This is a genomic window from Tenericutes bacterium MZ-XQ (assembly GCA_002838205.1).
GTDB lineage: Bacteria > Bacillota_I > Bacilli_A > Acholeplasmatales > Acholeplasmataceae > Mariniplasma.
On the sequence record CP017950.1, the window covers coordinates 957572 to 975885 of the forward strand.

General features: G+C 33.3%; 14 protein-coding genes. 8 read left to right on the forward strand and 6 right to left on the reverse strand.

Annotated features, from left to right (window positions below; translation table 11 throughout):
* Positions 1-178: 178 nt before the first annotated feature.
* Positions 179-1390 (forward strand): peptidase T, encoded by a 1212-nt coding sequence (locus BK011_04760; protein ID AUD65021.1) that lies wholly within the window; start codon positions 179-181, stop codon positions 1388-1390.
* 32 nt (positions 1391-1422) lie between these two features.
* Here the strand turns inward: BK011_04760 and BK011_04765 are convergent, their stop codons facing one another.
* The 4 genes from BK011_04765 to BK011_04780 all read right to left on the reverse strand — a co-directional run bounded on the left by BK011_04765 (position 1423) and on the right by BK011_04780 (position 7032).
* Entirely contained in the window at positions 1423-2685 is a 1263-nt protein-coding gene (locus tag BK011_04765; protein AUD65022.1) for a hypothetical protein, read from the reverse strand.
* An 83-nt stretch (positions 2686-2768) separates the two neighbouring features.
* Positions 2769-3389: a hypothetical protein gene (locus BK011_04770; protein AUD65023.1), complete on the reverse strand. Its 621-nt coding sequence runs from the start codon at positions 3387-3389 to the stop codon at positions 2769-2771.
* A 1-nt stretch (position 3390) separates the two neighbouring features.
* Entirely contained in the window at positions 3391-5346 is a 1956-nt protein-coding gene (locus tag BK011_04775; protein AUD65024.1) for an excinuclease ABC subunit B, read from the reverse strand.
* Positions 5347-5364: 18 nt separating this feature from the next.
* Complete coding sequence (locus BK011_04780) at positions 5365-7032, reverse strand: hypothetical protein (GenBank protein AUD66149.1); 1668 nt, start codon at positions 7030-7032, stop codon at positions 5365-5367.
* 335 nt (positions 7033-7367) lie between these two features.
* Between BK011_04780 and BK011_04785 the strand changes: the two genes are divergently transcribed.
* The 3 genes from BK011_04785 (at position 7368) to BK011_04795 (ending at position 10140) form a co-directional block, all read left to right on the forward strand.
* The gene (locus BK011_04785) at positions 7368-8414 is read left to right on the forward strand and encodes a hypothetical protein (protein AUD65025.1); all 1047 of its coding nucleotides are present in this window, start codon (positions 7368-7370) and stop codon (positions 8412-8414) included.
* A gap of 72 nt (positions 8415-8486) precedes the next feature.
* On the forward strand, positions 8487-9827 hold the full coding sequence (locus tag BK011_04790) for a hypothetical protein (GenBank protein ID AUD65026.1): 1341 nt from the start codon (positions 8487-8489) through the stop codon (positions 9825-9827).
* On the forward strand, positions 9820-10140 hold the full coding sequence (locus BK011_04795) for a hypothetical protein (GenBank protein AUD65027.1): 321 nt from the start codon (positions 9820-9822) through the stop codon (positions 10138-10140). Before BK011_04790 ends, BK011_04795 begins: the two co-directional genes overlap by 8 nt.
* 138 nt (positions 10141-10278) lie before the next feature.
* Here BK011_04795 and BK011_04800 read toward each other — a convergent pair whose 3' ends face one another.
* Together BK011_04800 and BK011_04805 are read right to left on the reverse strand one after the other, a co-directional pair.
* Complete coding sequence (locus tag BK011_04800) at positions 10279-12909, reverse strand: pyruvate, phosphate dikinase (GenBank protein AUD65028.1); 2631 nt, start codon at positions 12907-12909, stop codon at positions 10279-10281.
* A 47-nt stretch (positions 12910-12956) separates the two neighbouring features.
* Positions 12957-13907 carry a 6-phosphofructokinase gene (locus BK011_04805; GenBank protein AUD65029.1) on the reverse strand — a complete coding sequence of 317 codons (951 nt, stop codon included), beginning with the start codon at positions 13905-13907 and terminating at the stop codon, positions 12957-12959.
* Positions 13908-14092: 185 nt separating this feature from the next.
* Between BK011_04805 and BK011_04810 the strand changes: the two genes are divergently transcribed.
* The 4 genes from BK011_04810 (at position 14093) to BK011_04825 (ending at position 18289) form a co-directional block, all read left to right on the forward strand.
* Entirely contained in the window at positions 14093-15337 is a 1245-nt protein-coding gene (locus BK011_04810) for a 6-phosphofructokinase (GenBank protein AUD65030.1), read from the forward strand.
* 121 nt (positions 15338-15458) lie between these two features.
* Positions 15459-16199: a hypothetical protein gene (locus BK011_04815; protein ID AUD65031.1), complete on the forward strand. Its 741-nt coding sequence runs from the start codon at positions 15459-15461 to the stop codon at positions 16197-16199.
* Entirely contained in the window at positions 16200-16859 is a 660-nt protein-coding gene (locus tag BK011_04820; GenBank protein AUD65032.1) for a hypothetical protein, read from the forward strand.
* Entirely contained in the window at positions 16859-18289 is a 1431-nt protein-coding gene (locus tag BK011_04825; protein AUD65033.1) for a hypothetical protein, read from the forward strand. Before BK011_04820 ends, BK011_04825 begins: the two co-directional genes overlap by 1 nt.
* Positions 18290-18314: the final 25 nt, after the last annotated feature.

Consider the following 18314-nt stretch of genomic DNA (forward strand, 5'->3'; position numbering starts at 1 on the left):
GCCTTCCTTAATATTTTTAATTTACACTTTGATTATATTAAACTTTTTTTGATTTGTCAACACTTTTTTGCAAAAAAAATTAAAAAAGTTAATTTTGATATTAATTTTATTAATTTTCACCCTTAATATTTTTAATTTTGTGCGTTATAATATATATATAAGGAAAGGATGATACAAAATGAACACATTAATAGAGAGATTTTTACGTTATGTTAAAATTGATACACAATCTGATCACGAATCAAAAACATTCCCATCAACTGAAAAACAAAAGGATTTGAGTCGTCTACTCGTCAAAGAATTAAAAGAAATGGGATTAGATGCATTTTTAGATAAAGATGGATATGTTTATGCAAAGATAGAGAAAAACATAGATGGTAAAAAAGCAATCGGCCTTATTGCTCATGTGGATACTTCTCCAGATGCCCCTGGATTTCCAGTTAATCCAAGAATCATAGAAAAATATGACGGTTCTACAATTAAGTTAAACGAAGAAATATCTATGCACCCAGAACAATACCCTAGTTTAAATAAAGTTATCGGTGAAGATATCATTGTGACAGATGGAAATACTTTACTTGGTGCAGATGATAAATGTGGTGTTGCAGAGATTATGGAAGTTGCCAAATACTTTACAACCCATAAAGAAGAAAAGCATGGCGATATATATATTTGCTTTACTCCTGATGAAGAAATAGGTCAAGGTGCTGACAGATTTGATTTCGATTTCTTTAAAGCTGATTTTGCATATACAGCAGACGGTAGTGAAGTAGGTGGTATCGAATATGAAAACTTCAATGCTGCAACTGTTAATTTAGAATTTATTGGTAAAAGTATTCATCCTGGTTCAGCAAAAAACAAACTGATTAATGCTCAGCATATCGCTATGGAATTTCATAGCATGTTACCTACATTCTTAAATCCAGCCTATACAGAAAAATACGAAGGATTTAATCACTTAACACAAATGCACGGTCAAGTAGAACACGCGCGCACGCAATACATAGTAAGAAATCACCATAAAGGTTTATTTGTAAAACAAAAAGATGATTTTGTCACTATAGCGCACTACTTAAATGAAAAATACGGATATCAAGCTGTGAAGGTTGATATCAAAGACAGCTATTTCAATATGTATGACATCATTAAAGATCATATGTATGTTGTTGAACTTGCTAAACAAGCAACCATAAACCAAGGAATCGAACCAAAAGTTGAGCCTATTCGTGGAGGTACTGATGGTGCAAGATTAACTTATGATGGATTGATTTGTCCTAATCTAGGAACAGGCGGATATCAATTCCATGGAAGACTAGAATTTGCTTCAATACAACAAATGGAGAAAGCTGTTGAGATTTACAAAGAAATCATCAAATTAAATGCAAAATAAAAAAAATATCTTCCGTTTTGGAAGATGTTTTTTTATGATTGCCAATCACTCTTTTGTAATTTTTCATAATTATTAATCGAATACATGAGTTTTACTGCAGCTTCTAAGCCTTGATCAGCTGCTTTTTGCCATAACTCTTTGGCTTTTAGTTCATCTTTTTCAACCAGTTTACCTTCGAAATAGATCATGCCCAAATTATACTGCGCAATTGCAAGATTTCTTGCAGCTGCTTTTTCATACCAAAACAATGCTTTTTGATTACTTTGTAGAACACCATCTCCTCTTTGATACATCACAGCTAAGTTATATTGTGCGTTTGGATGATCTTGTGCTGCAGCTTGTTCTAAAAGTTTTGCAATAGTTTCATAATCTTTTTCTGGTTGACGCATTAGAATCATTGCTAAATGATATAATGCATCTTTATCTTTCTTAAGAGCTGCTTTTTCAAACCATATCACCGCTTGTTTAATATCTTGCTTAACACCTTTACCATTTTGATAATATAGCCCGACATAATAACAAGCTTCAACATGTTCTTGTTTTGCAGCAACCATGAACCACTCAAAAGCTTTTTGTGGGTGTTTGGGATCTCTTTCATCATAAATCTTCGCAAGTGTATATGCTGCAAGTCCATAATGTTGATATGCTGCAGCTTCTAAATATTGTTCAGCTTTATGAAAATTATTATTTTCTAGTTCTATGATCCCTAATGCATATTGTGCATAAGGATGATCTTGTGCAGCTGCTAACTTATAATATTTAATGGCTGTTTGTTTTTGGTTTTCATCCTCACCAATGGTTTCATAAATCATACCTAGCATATACTGAGAATCACTATATCCAAGATCACTTGATTTTAAAAACCATTCGATCGCCTTAAATATATAACGTTGCACATTAAATCCATAATAATAGTATGTTCCTAATATATGTATGCTGACTGGATCATTTTTTTCAGCTTCCATCAATAAAACCTGATAGTTTTGTTTAAAGTAATCACTTGCTAAATCACTATCTTTTTCAACACCTGTACCTGTATAGTAAAGCATACCTAGTGCGTATCCACACTTATGGCTACCTAATTGAATGCCCTTTTGATAATGCTCAATCGCTTGATGAAAATCTAGGGATACACCATCTCCCAACCCGTAAAATCTACCTAAAAAATAATGTGCATCTGCATATCCTTGTTCCGCAGCTTGCTCAAAATGTTTAATCGCTAGATCAATATTTTTTTTAGGGGTATTCAGTAGATAATGTGATAAACCTTTTTCATAATGACTTTTTGCGTTCATAATATCAACTCCATGAATATATTAACATAATTATGACTTTTATGCCTTAAATATGATAGAAAAAAACGTATCCTCAGATACGTTTATTTGAGTATATTATTAATCATTTTTAGATATACTTGATATCCTTTTTGATTCAAATGAATACCATCTCTAGTATAATCTAATCTTAAATCACCTTGTTCATCTAATAAATCGTCATAGATGTCGATAAAATATTTATGATCAATTCTACGTTTAAGTAGCTTATTTAATTTCACAGCATCTTCTTTATCTCTATTGAGCAAGTAAGTCTGATCTTCAAAATCTTTTTGATTGATGGGTGTCAATGAAGTCACATATACTTTCGTATTTGGACACTTTTCAAGTATTTGATGTCTTATTTCAAGTATATTGTTTAAACTTTCATCATATGATAACTGTGTTAATACAAAATCGTTTAAACCAATATTGATGATTACGTATTTCGGATGCATTCTAATCACTTGATCAACTCTATTTAAAAGTCCAACAGTTGTATCTCCAGGAATACCCATATTTAAAACTTGATCTTCTAAATCAAAAGCTTTGATTGGAAAATATGCCATCATTGAATCTCCAAATAGAATTAGCTCTTTTGTATCACTGATTTGATCAAATTTTTTCACATGTCTTTTATAATCAGCTTCGATGATCGCTTTTAAAACTGTCATATCTTTTTTCATATCAATCATCTGCCTTTAGTTCAAAGATTAAATCTCTAATTTCTGCGGCTTTCTCAAAGTCAAGTTGCTTAGCTGCTTCTTGCATATCCTTTTCAAGTTGTTTAATCGTTTTTTCTTTATCTTTCTTATTCATAGTTGAAAAATCTTTTTCTTCTTCTATAATATCCGATTTCATTGAGATATTATCTCTAATATCTTTTCTAATCGTTACAGGTTCCACTTGATATTTTTCATTAAACTCAAGTTGTAAAGATCTTCTTCTATTCGTCTCATCAATTGCGTATTGCATAGCTGGTGATATCGAATCAGCATACATGATGACATGTCCGTTAACATTTCTTGCTGCACGACCTATGGTTTGAACCAAAGATCTTTCACTTCTTAAGAATCCTTGCTTATTGGCATCTAAGATTGCGACCAAAGATACTTCTGGTAGATCAAGCCCTTCTCTAAGTAAATTAATTCCAATTAAACAGTCATATTTACCCATTCTAAGCTCTCTTAATATTTTAATACGATCCAAGGATTTTATTTCACTATGCAAATAAGCGACCTTTAATCCTAGTTTTTTAAAATATGCAGTTAGATCTTCACTCATTCTTATGGTAAGTGTTGTGACTAAAACACGTTCATTATTTTCAGCACGCTTTTTAATCTCAAAATATAAATCATCCATTTGGCCTTCTGTTTTTCTGACTTCAACTTCTGGATCAAGTAAATAAGTAGGTCTAATGATCTGTTCTATTATAGGAAGTCCTTTTTCAAGCTCATATCCACCAGGTGTTGCACTTAAATAAATGACTTTATCAAGTTTTTGTTCGAATTCTTGAAACTGCAACGGTCTATTGTCAAGTGCTGAAGGCAGTCTAAACCCAAAATTGACTAAAGTCTCTTTTCTTGATCTATCTCCTGCATACATCCCTCTAACCTGAGGAATTGTTACATGAGACTCATCGATAATCATTAAAAAATCATCACCGAAAAAATCAATTAAAGTTGCTGGTGTTTCTCCTGCTTCTCTAAGTGATAAATGTCTTGAATAGTTTTCAACACCCGAACACATCCCGATTTCTTCAAGCATTTCCATATCGTATCTTGTTCGTTGTTCAATACGTTGTGCTTCCAAAAGTAAATTGTTATCTTTAAAATAAGCGACTTGTTCTTGCATCTCATTTTTAATTCTTCTAATCGATTCTTGAAGACGATCTTTATCTGTCATAAAATGTGTCGCTGGAAAGATTGTTGTATACTCTAAATTTTCTAACGCTTGACCAGTAAGGACATCAAAGCGTTTGATATCTTCTACTTCGTCTCCAAAAAAAGAAACTCTAATGCCTTGTGCTCTTTCATAAACAGGAATGATCTCAACCGAATCTCCTCGAACTCTAAAAGTACCCCTATGAAAATCCATATCATTTCTTTGATAAGTTAGTTCTACAAGTTTATTAATCAACCGATCTCTACCATAGTTTTCACCAACACGAACAAAAATCATCGCATTTTTGTAAGTGTCTGGATCACCAATACCATAGATACAAGAAACAGAGGCAACGACAATAACATCATCATGATTTAATAATGATGCAGTTGCACTATGTCTCATCTCATCAATTTCATCATTAATGGATGAATCTTTTTCAATATATGTATCTGTTGAAACGACATAAGCTTCTGGTTGATAATAATCATAATAAGATATAAAATATTCAACCCTATTATGTGGAAAAAAGGCTTTTAACTCGCCATATAATTGACCTGCTAAGGTCTTATTAGGCGCGAGTATCAAAGTCTTTTTTTGTAATTTATTGATAATATTAGCCATCGTGAATGTTTTACCAGTACCTGTTGCACCTAGTAAAACTTGTTCATTTAAGCCTTTTTTAAAATTATTTCTTAATGTTTCGATCGCTTCTATTTGATCTCCTTTTGGAACAAAAGGTGCTTTTAAATCAAACATTTGATCACTTCTTTCGTTTTATGTATCTTTATCGATTTCGTGAGGTTTTGGAACGATTAAACTTTGTGGTACATATAAAGGTTCTATCACTGCACCAGCGATATTTGTTAGGTGGTCCCCAATTCTTTCTAAATTAGATAAAATGTCTGCGTAGTTTTCCGCAACCACAAATGTGATTTGACCATTTTTTAATCTTTCTATATATCTATATCTAAAGAGTTCTTCTAAGTCATCAACTAAATCTTCGTTTTGAACTACCTTTTTAGCAAGTTCAACATCACCATTTTGGAAACTTACCAATGTGTCATCCAACATGCTTAGCAATAATGTAAAGAGCTCTTCAAGTTCTTTTCTACCATCATCTGAAAGCATTTGTGATTCTTTATATCGTTCAATAAAAAATTGGATTATATTTGTTAAATGATCTCCAATTCTTTCAAAATCCTTGATGGTATCAAGGTCTCTTGAAAGTTTTTTAGAGTTATTTGGATCTAAACCTGCTTGAGATATTTTAATCAAATAATCATGAAGTTTTTGATCATAACTATCAAGCATCATTTCGAATGTAAATGCTTCATTGACGAGTGCAGAATCTTCTTTCAAACTATAAGATTTTGCTAAAGTCATGTAATCTTTAACAATGGATCCCATATAAAGAATACCTTTTTGAACGAACTCTAATGCTAGTATTGGTGATTCATGAATTAATTTCTCATCAAACATGTCTTCTGGAATCAGATCTTTTTTAGGATCTTTGACTACTTTTTTACTTAACCAAATCATCTTATTGATAAAGAAATAAAGCAGAACAGTCATCACAGCATTTTGGAATAAATGCGCAAAGGCGATGGTTAACATCGAATACGGCTGTAAGAATCTGTTTTCAAACCATTGAGCAAATCTAGAATAAGGAATCAAAATAATCAAGAATACAACTGCTGATACAACATTAAATAAGATATGAATAAAAGATGCTCGCTTAGATTCAATATTACCACCAATAGAAGCCAAGAAAGCTGTAATGGTTGTTCCTATGTTTGCTCCTAAAATAATAGGAATTGCGCCATTTAAAGATATAGATGCTATACCTTCTGCATTAAGATTATAAAGTCTTTCTAAAATACCTATAGCCGCAGATGAAGATTGAACTATACCAGTAAACACTGTCCCAAAAATTGTCCCTAATAACCAGTTATTAGAGAAAACATTAAACATATCAGTCGCTGTTTGTGTTTGAGCTAAAGGCTTTAATCCACTACTCATTGTTTTGAGTCCAACAAATAACATACCTAAACCGATCAGAACGCCACCAAAATGATGCACTTTACGATTCTTCATAAAACTCATTATAAAACCAACAAAGATAAATGCCAATCCATAATCAGCAATCGGTAAGCCGATGATAAACGCTGTTACTGTTGTACCAATATTGGCTCCCATGATAATTCCAACGCTTTGTGGAAGTGTCATCAATCCAGCTCTTAATAATCCAATCATCAAGGCTGTTGTTCCTGATGAAGACTGAATGAGAATGGTCAAAAATATCCCCACCAAAATACCTTTAAGTGGTGTGTTCGTTGTTCTTTCAATAATTAATTTTAATTTGCTTCCAGCAGCTGCCTTTAGTTGTTCACTCATCATATTAATACCAAAGATAAAAAGTGCTAGTCCACCGAAAACAAACATTAAACTATCCCCATAATTTATGCTCGCATAGATCATATACAAATCCTCCTTAAAAAATCAACCATTACTATTTTACTTTATCTTTACTAAAAATGCGAACTTTTTTTATAAAAAAACTGTGTTCAAGATAAATACTGATTTTGTATAACTCATAATTGAATAATAACCTTACGTTTGGTAAAATGATTATGCCAAACAAGAATAGTGAATAGAATACCTTTTAAGTTGATGTCTTTAATCAACCAGCTTGGACACTATTTCTTGTTTGGCGATAAGAAAGTTCCTATTCAAGCTGGTTGCTTAAGGACATTTATCATTTAAGGAGTCTACCAAACATGAATCAAGCTATAACACCAGAAACATTGTACCCAATCATTCAAACTTTATGTGCTGATGATTATAATGAACTGCTTAAGAAAATGCAGCTGAATCAAAAGATAATCAATGATGCTGCGAATGCTCTTCATAAAATCATCTTTAGAGAGCGTCGAGTTCCTAACGGATATGTTAGAAACGGTAAGACACCTACTGGTCGTCAAAAGTATCTCAATCCTCAAACCAGTAGATCTATTTCAGATACCCATCATTCCATCGTTCGTTACTCCAAGAAGTCATATGAACAGTGGTTGATGTTTATCAAATGTATGCTCTATGGTCTATCTTTAAGAAAGAGTGCATCTGAAGTTGGGATTTCAACGACTACTGCCTTTGCGTGGCGTCATAAAGTCATCGAAGCGATGAAAGACTATCAGGAAGTTGTCAAACTGTCTGGGGAAATAGAGATTGATGAAACTTATTTTCTTCTTAACATGAAGGGTCCTTGGAAAGGTAAACAAATGCCAAGATCTGCTAAGAAGAAAGGTGAACCCGCCGTTTTACGTGGTGTTTCTAATGAACATGTTTGTGTTCTTATCGCACTTGATGAAAATGATCAGGTTTTAACGAAGGTCGTTGGTCAAGGAAATCCGTGGAAAGATGATATCTTCGATGCCATTAAAGGTAAGGTTAAAGCGGGTAGTCATATCACATCAGATAGTAAATCATCTTATTTTGATATTGCTCATCAATTAGAATGTTCAGTTACACAAATTCCTTCTGGTGAACACACCAAAGATGAATACAGTTTAGGAGTTATTAATAATTATCATAGTGAATTAAAAACCTGGTTTAGAAGATTTAGAGGCGTATCTACGAAACATTTAGAGGGTTACTTGATGTGGTTTAGGTTCATGAAGTATTTAAAGTATCAATTGGAGTATGACAAGCACTTAAATGCGGCATTAAAATATGTCATATCAAACCATGTTTCAATCAAATCAAGTGATATTCATCAAAGAGATTGGCCTATTGATATTTTTAAGCCATATCAGTATTTATCTTGAACACAGTTTAGAACAAAAGTGAATAAATTCACTAGGGGCGATAAAAATCGCCTTTTTCTTTTTAAAGTCACATTGTATAATAGATTTATGGAACCTATAGTGATTAAGTATAAATTTAAAGATCAATTAGAACTTGCTCTTAAACATGGTGAACATGTCTTTAACAATGAGCTTGTTAAACTATCTAATTTAAAAGTATATAGAGATAACTCCATTTCCATTCAATCTATATTTGCTACCTATTGGGATTCATTTAAACTTCATTTTGAAGATAAACTACGTCCCTCAATTATCGAAAATGTTGAAAAAATGATACATTGTCGTGATTTCAAATATGGCTACTTCTTCTATGAATGCCCAACTTGTGATAACTTTCATATCCAAGGTCTTTCTTGTCATTCAAGGTTTTGTCCTTCTTGTAATCAAAGATATCGAGAAGCTCGAACACTTGCGATTGAATCCAAATTACTTAAGTGCCCTCATAGACATTTTGTCTTTTCAGTTGCTAAAGAGATGCGTAAATTCTTTTGGCTTTATAGAGACTTATTTGATATCTTATTTCAAACTGTAAATGAAGTTCTTCATAAAGCTGTTAAGAAAACGAAGGCTGACCACCAATTAGATAGAAGACTTGGCATCATTTGTTTTCTTCACACCTATGGCAGAGATATGAAGACCAATCCTCATATCCATGCTTTAGTTGCTGAACGCTTTATTGATGCTCATGGTCATCTATCCAACATGTCTTTCTTTCCTTTTGAGAGACTGCGTATGTTTTGGCAATATAGACTCTTAAGTAACATCTCAGCCTATTTGAAAACCCATGCGACAAATTCTATCTATAATGAGTTTAATCGCTTAAGAAGTTATCTCATTCATAAGTATAAAAAAGGCTTTTACACTTACGGGCCTCAATTAAAGAGAAAATCTAGCTTGTCTACAGCCAAAAAGATTGCTAAATACATCGCCAGATATGCTTCTCATCCAGCCATCTCTGAATCTAGAATTGATGACTTCGATGATATCAATCACCAAGTCACTTGGCATTTTGATCCTCATGAAGATGATCAAATTTCAGATAAACATCATAAACGAGGTACTCAAATCATCACTGATCATGTCTTTAAATTTATTGCACGTCTCATTAAACACATCCCTGATAAAGGATTTCATCTGATTCGTTATTACGGTTTTTATTCAAATCGGACAAAACGAAAAATTGCCTCTGAGTTAAAGTTAGTTAACCCTAAATCTTTGACTTATCTTAAACATCAACTTCACTTTCGAACTTTGTTGCTTAAGACTTATCACTATGACATCTTTAAATGTCAGTGTGGTTCTACTATGGTTTTAAATCTTGATGCTTCATATCTACCAAATCACCGAAAAGAGAGGTTATTTAGCGATGCCTAAACTATTTAAAACTAAATCTGTGCATATGTCTTTTGTTCAAAAAAAGAATTTGTATGCTGAATATAAATCAGCTGTTAAGCAGGGATTCATTGCTGGCCCCGCCGCTTCATTTAATGAATTTATATCGATGCCTAATTTTGATATCATGGTTGATATGAAATGTCTGCACTGTGGATTTGAACTTACTGTCAATTTTTCTGGTTATGCTCACTTTATGGAGACTGAAGGTGCTGCTTTTCCCGTTGATGTTTGTAGTCATTGTGGTAAGTTGCAGTTTGTGCCTTTAGATATTTATCATAAACTTATTGATTAATTTGTTGACTCGTTTTACAGACTCATTTTAGATGAGTTTTTTCTGTTTGTTTTTATTTAAATGATCAATTAGAATTTCCTAGTTAATAAAAAAAGAGTTATAACTTTTTTAAGTCATAACTCTTGTAAATATTATAAATTATCTAGGGTTTTTAATATTTGCGTGAGCAGCCGCTAATCTAGCGATTGGTACTCTAAATGGAGAGCATGAAACATAGCTTAATCCGATATTGTGGCAGAACTCAACTGATAGTGGATCTCCACCATGTTCACCACAGATACCTAATTTAATATCAGGTCTAGTTTCTCTACCTAATTTAGATGCCATATCCATTAATTTACCTACACCTTTTTGGTCTACGTGAGCAAATGGATCATTTACAAATATCTTCTTATCATAATAGTCGCCTAAGAATTTACCTGCATCATCACGGCTAAATCCAAATGTCATTTGTGTTAAGTCGTTTGTACCAAAACTGAAGAATTCAGCTTCTTTAGCAATTTCATCAGCTAATAAAGCAGCTCTAGGAATTTCAATCATTGTACCTACAGTATATTTAAGATCTACATTTGAAGCAGCAATGATTTCATCAGCAGTCTTCACAACAACATCTTTAATATATTTCAACTCTTTAACTTCACCTACAAGTGGGATCATAATTTCAGGCACTACATTCATACCTTGACGGTTAACTTCAATTGCAGCTTCAATCACAGCACGTGTTTGCATTTCTGCAATTTCAGGATATGTCACACTTAAACGAACACCACGATGACCTAACATAGGGTTAGTTTCGTGTAATTCATTAATTGTATCATTTAATTCTTTTTCAGAGATACCCATTTCTTTAGCCAATGCTTTAATATCATCAGCTTCAGTTGGTAAGAACTCATGTAGAGGTGGATCTAAGTAACGAACAGTCACTGGGAATCCTCTCATCTCTTTGTATAAACCAATGAAATCTTCTTTTTGCATTGGTAATAATTTAGCTAATGCTTTTTTACGTTCTTCAACATTCTTAGCAACGATCATTTCTCTAACAGCCATGATTCTATCGCCTTCGAAGAACATATGTTCTGTTCTACATAAACCGATACCTTGAGCGCCATACTCATAAGCAACTTTAGCGTCTCTTGGATTGTCAGCATTTGTACGAACTTTAAGTGCAGCATATTTATCTGCCCAAGTCATTAATGTTTCGAAGTCGCCTGATACTGTAGCATCCATAGTTTCAACTTTTTCACCATAGATCTTACCAGTTGTTCCATCTAATGAAATCCAGTCGCCTTCTTTATATGTTTCGCCATTAACTTCGAATATTTTCTTAGCTTCTGATACACGAATTGAACCTGCACCAGCAACACAACATCTACCCATACCACGAGCAACAACTGCAGCATGTGATGTCATACCACCACGTGATGTTAAAATACCAGATGCAACGATCATACCTTCAATATCTTCTGGTGATGTTTCTTGTCTAACTAAGATCACTGGAAGACCATCTTTTTCTTTCATTTCTTTCGCACGATCAGCGTTAAATACAACACGTCCTGTAGCAGCACCTGGTGATGCGTTTAGACCAGTTGCAATCAATTTTGCTTGACCTAGTGCAGTTGGGTTAAATTGTGGGTGTAATAAAGAATCTAATTGTCCTGGTTCAACTTTTAAAATAGCTTCTTTTTCTGTTAATACACCTTCTTTAACAAGGTCAATAGCAATCTTTAATGCAGCTTGTGCAGTTCTCTTACCATTTCTTGTTTGAAGCATGTATAATTTACCACGTTCAATCGTAAATTCCATATCTTGCATATCGCGATAATGTGCTTCTAACTTATTAGAAATTGACACAAACTCATCGTATAATGCAGGATTGTCTTCTTTTAATTCGCTGATTGGTTTTGGTGTACGGATCCCTGCAACAACGTCTTCACCTTGTGCATTAAATAAGTACTCACCATATAATTCATTTGTACCATCAGATGGATTTCTAGTGAATGCAACACCTGTACCTGAGTCTTCACCCATGTTACCGAAAACCATACCTTGTACGTTTACAGCAGTACCCCATTCATAAGGAATGTGGTTCATTCTTCTGTAAGTATTAGCTCTTGGGTTGTCCCATGATCTAAATACAGCAGTAATTGCTTCGATTAATTGTTCTTTTGGATCTTGAGGGAAAGCTTCCCCTTTTAATTCTAAGTATCTAGCCTTAAATTGACCAACTAATTTAATTAAGTCATTAGCATCTAAGTCAGTATCTAGTTCAACACCTTTTTCTTCTTTCATTTGTTCTAATAGATGTTCGTAGTTTTCTTTATCAATTTCCATAACTACATCTGAGAACATTTGAATGAAACGTCTGTATGAATCGTAAGCAAAACGAGGATTATTCGTTAACTTCGCTAACCCTTCTACAGAAACATCGTTTAAACCTAAGTTTAAGATAGTGTCCATCATCCCTGGCATTGAAGCTCTAGCACCAGAACGAACTGATACTAAGAATGGATCATTAGCATCTCCAAATTTTTTGCCTGCCATTTTTTCTGTTTCAGCAAGCGCTTTTTCGATTTGTTCTATAATCTCTGGAGTAATTTTCTTACCACGATTATAGTAATCGATACAAGCTTCAGTTGTTACAGTGAAGCCTTGTGGCACTGGCATACCAATCTTAGTCATTTCAGCTAAGTTAGCACCTTTACCACCAAGAAGGTTTCTCATGGATTGATCGCCTTCTTTAAACAAATATACATACTTTGTCATCGTCATTTCCTTCCTATACTTTAATTTATATTAATTTTAAATTAAACACACAATTAAGATACTTTTTTAACGAGTGAGTATAACTCATTTTTTGGTCTTTTTTGACCGATAATGTTTGCGAATGGTAAGTGTACCATACGAGAATCACGTACACCAACACATACACCGTAAATATCATCATTTAATAATTCAACAGCATAAGCACCCATTCTAGATCCTAAAATACGATCTTCTGGGCATGGTGCTCCACCTCTTTGGATATAGCCTAAGACGGTAGCTCTAGAACTGAAATCGGTTGCTTCTGTGATTTCTTCTGCTAGTTTATGAACATCTAAGATTTTTTCAGTAATCACAATGATGGCATGTCTTCTACCTTCATTCTTATACTTTTTTATCTTTTTGATCATATCGTCTTTATTCATTGGATTTTCTGGTGTAATAATAAACTCAGCGCCACCACAAATACCTGCAAATACAGCTAAATCGCCACTATGTCTACCCATCACTTCGATAATGGATACTCTTTGGTGAGATGATGATGTATCTCTAAGTTTATCAATCGCATCAACTATCGTTTCAACAGCGGTGTGGAAACCGATGGTATAATCAGTTCCTGGGATATCATTGTCAATGGTTCCTGGGACACCAATAATTTTTACGCCCATTTTTGCAAGTTCCATACCTCCACGATATGTACCATCGCCACCAATAACAATTAAAGCTTCGATACCTCTTTGTTTTAAATTATCAATTGCTTTTTCTCTAACACTCAGTTCTTTAAACTCTGGGAGTCTTGATGTTCCTAAAAAAGTTCCACCTTTTGTAAGCATCCCTGATACGCTTTGATGTGTAAGTAAAACCATATCATCTTCCACAAGTCCTTTGTATCCATCTTTGATGCCGTAAACTTCATGTCCATACATGGTTCCTGCTCTGACAACGGCTCTCACACCGGCATTCATACCAGGTGCGTCACCACCAGAGGTCAATACTGCAATTTTCATATTTTGCATCTCCTTAAGTGTAAAATCATAACCATTTCTTATTATAACATATATGTTATATGTTTCAAACTGTGTTTACTTAGTTTTTATTAAATAATGAAAACGATTTTTTTTCACATTATAATCCATGTGTGTTAAAATAGATATGGAAAAAATAAAAATATTAAAGAAATGGTGATGAAAGTATGAAAGATTTAAAAGGTGCAGCATTATTAGGCCAATCAGGCGGTCCTACAAGTGTTATTAATTCAAGTGCAGCTGGTGTTTTCTTAGAAGCTTTAAAACAAGAAAATATCACTGAAGTATATGGTGCAATTCATGGCATCAAAGGTGTATTAAACGAAGATTTCTATGATATTTCAAAAGAAGATCAAGAAGAACTATTAAGATTAAAAAATACACCATCATCTGCAATTGGTAGTGTTCGTTATAAATTAGCAAACCCTAAAAAAGATGATTCAGATTATAGACGTCTACTAGAAGTGTTCAAGAAGTATAATATCCGTTACTTCTTCTATAATGGCGGAAATGATTCAATGGATACTTGTAATAAGATTTCTAAGTTCTTTAAGAAATCAGGTTATGATTGCAATGTCATGGGTGTTCCAAAGACAATTGATAATGACTTAAATGTTACTGATCACTCTCCAGGATTTGCAAGTGCAGCAAAATATGTAGCAACTTCATTTATGGAGTTATATCATGATGCAACTGTTTATGATATTCCACAGATTACAATCGTTGAAGTGATGGGAAGAAATGCAGGTTGGTTAACTGCCGCTTCAGCACTAGCAACTTACAAAGGTCAAGGTCCAGATTTAATTTATTTGCCAGAAGTTGCATTTGATGTTGAAGAATTCTATGAAGATGTTGAATCTATTTTAAAAGAAAAAGGTAAAGTGTTAATCGCTGTTTCTGAAGGTATCAAGAATGACAAAGGTCAATATATCGCGGAAACTTTACAAGAACTAAAAACTGATGCGTTTGGTCATGCACAATTAGGTGGTACTGCTTCAGTTTTAGCTAAAGAATTATCAAACCGTATCAATGTGAAAATCAGAGCAATCGAATTTAGTTTATTACAACGTTCAGCAGCTCATCTAGCATCTAAAGTTGATGTTGAAGAAGCATTTAAAGCTGGTCAAAAAGCTGTAAAAGCTGCTGTTAGAGGTACAACTGATAAGATGGTCGGATTTGAAAGAGTATCATCAAATCCTTATAAGATTAAATATAAGTTAATCCCACTAAGAAAAGCTGCAAACGAAGAACAAAAAGTTCCACTAGAGTGGATTAAACCTAGAGGTAGAGGATTAACTCAAGAGTTTATTGATTATGCACTCCCACTTATCCAAGGTGAATCTAAAGCTAAATTAGAAGATGGTCTACCAAGATTTGCACAACTTAAAAAAGTCAGAGTTACTAAAAAATAAGGTTGAAAGCGTCCGATAAGGATGCTTTTTTTTCTAAACTTCTAACTTATATTCATATTTACTTCAAAATGTTGTATAATAAATTAAATTACACAAAATATAAGTAAATGAGGGATGTCAGTTGGATTTCTTGAACGTATGGTGGGTTTATGTGATTGTAAGTATCATCTTTTTGTATGTGCTTGCCCAAAGTACGGTTTTTTTGCTACAAGCAAGAAAACGTGCATTAGCTTTAAATTTCACCAAAGAGCAAATTAGAAAAACAATCATATCATCGATGGTTTTCTCGATTGCTCCATCATTAGCAATTTTATTTGGTTTAGTGATTTTAACTAAAATATTCGGACCTATGGTCGCAGGCTTAAGACTTGGTACATTAGGCGCATTAACCTATGAACTTCCAGCAGCAACCAATGTCATTAAAGGTGTCTTTAATGTTGATATCGGTAGTTCACTGATTACACCTGAAATGATTGTGACTGCATTATGGGTTATGACTTTAGGATGTATTCCACCACTTTTGATTGTTCCTTTGTTCTTAAAGAAAATCAGTAAAGGTTTCGATAAGATGAAAGAAAAAGATACAACATGGAAAAACATCATGATGGATGCTTTATTTCTAGGGATGATTTCAGCATTTGTCGGTTATGTAGTTGCACCTGTTACAAACGAAACAACTGGTGAAACATATATATCATTACTAGCAATACTTGTGTTATTAACAAGTGGGCTTTTAATTATTGTATTTGGACTCATCATCAAAAAATATAAACAAGAATGGCTTAAAAATTATGCATTACCCATATCAATGATTGCTTCAATGGCACTTGCCTTAGTTTATGCATTATTGGGGGTGAGATAAATGAAACGCTCATATCAAGATCAAATTCATTTTGAAGGTAGAATTTGGATGCTCGGTGCTTTAGCTTTATTTGTATCACTACCACTTTTCATTAGTATTTTTACTGGTGTATGGCCAACCATGAATAAATTCTTACCTGGTTTTATTGCGACTGCAGTGATTTTCTGGCCTGTAACAACCATCGAAGTATTCACTTTCACACCAATGCTTGGATCTGGTAGTAGCTACTTAGCATTTGTCACAGGAAACCTTACTTCACTTAAAGTGCCAGCTGCACTTAATGCACAAGATGCTTTAAATGTTGAAAAGGGCACAGATGAGGGCGATGTTTTAGCAACTATTGCTGTAGCTTCATCTTCTATTGCTACAACACTTATCATTTTATTAGGTATAGTTCTTATTATTCCACTAGCACCTATTTTAGAATCTGAAGTTTTAAAACCTGCTTTCGATAATGTTATTCCTGCATTATTTGGAGCTATTGGTGTTGTCTATATCACTAAACGATTTAAAGTTGCTATCATTCCAATATTATTTATGCTAGCATTCTTCTTATTTGTTCCAAACAGTGGTGGATTAGTTGGTATTATGGTACCTGTTGGAGTTGTCATTTCATTAGTAGTATCAAGAATTTTATATAAGAAAGGATTGATAAAATAATGTATGCTTTATACATTGGACTTGGTTTATTAGGTCTAATCATCCTTGTAGTCATCATTAACACCATTAGATTTAAACCTGTGTTATACCCAGAAATGAAAAAGAAATATGTACTTGATGATAAGAAAATTGTTGAGAGTTTATCTAAAAAAATCAAAATTCCAACCATCTCATATTTAGATCCAGAAAAAATCAATCAACAGGCTTTCACAGATTTTAAAAATCACTTAAAAACTGATTATCCATTAATCAATGAACATGGTACTTATCAAGAAATTGGAACTGGCGTGATGTTTCATATCAAAGGTCAAAGCAATGAGGAACCTACTGTTTTAATGGCCCATTTTGACGTGGTTCCAGTCACTGGAAATTGGTCATTTGAGCCATTTAGCGGTAATATTGATGAGACACATATTTATGGACGAGGGACACTAGATACTAAAAACAGTTTAAATGCAATCATGGAAGCTGTTGAGTATAGTCTATCTCAAGGTAAAATATTTAAAAACGATTTATACATTTGTTTTTCTGGTGAGGAAGAAATCTATGGCGATACCCAAAAACAAATGGTGGAATACTTTAAAACAAACGAGATTACACCTTATATGGTTTTAGATGAAGGTGGAGCGATTGTCTCTAATATGTTCCCTGGAGTTAGAAAAAAAGTTGCAGTTATTGGAATCGCAGAAAAAGGATTTATGAACTTAAAGCTAACTGCATACTCTAAAGGTGGACATGCATCAACACCTCCAAAAGACACTGCATTAACAATATTGTCTAAAGCTGTATTGCGATTAAACAATACTCGAAAATTTAAGTTAAAATTAACTCATGGTGTAAGATCATTATTTGATACTTTAGCTCCTCATTCAAAGAGTTTTGCTATAAGAATGATATTTGCTAATCTCTGGTTATTCACTCCTGTAGTAAAATTAATTGCTAAACTCAATGGTGGAGAAATGCTTTCTATGTTTAAAACGACACAAGCATTTACAGTATCTGAAGCAAGTGATGCAATCAATGTTTTACCTACAAAAGCATCTGTTGGTATTAATTATAGATTAAGACCTGAAGAAACATCTGATGAAGTCATTAGAAAGATTAAGAAAATTATAAAGAATGAGGATATCGAAATTGAAGTGCTTAAAGTTTCAGAAGCCACTTCTACCTCACTGATGGATGAGCCATTTGGAATCGTTAGACAAGCAATAAAGAAGACTTGGCCAGAAGTTATTGTATCGCCATACCTGATGGTAGCAACATCAGATTCTAGACATTATCATGAAATATGTGAGAGGGTTTATAAGTTTTCACCTATGGATGTATCCAAAGATGATTTGAAACTAATACATGGTGAGGATGAAAAGATCACCATTAATAATGTCATTCATGGAACATATTTTTATTTAAATTTGATAGAGAAGTTATAACATAAGTAAAAAAACCTAGCAGATA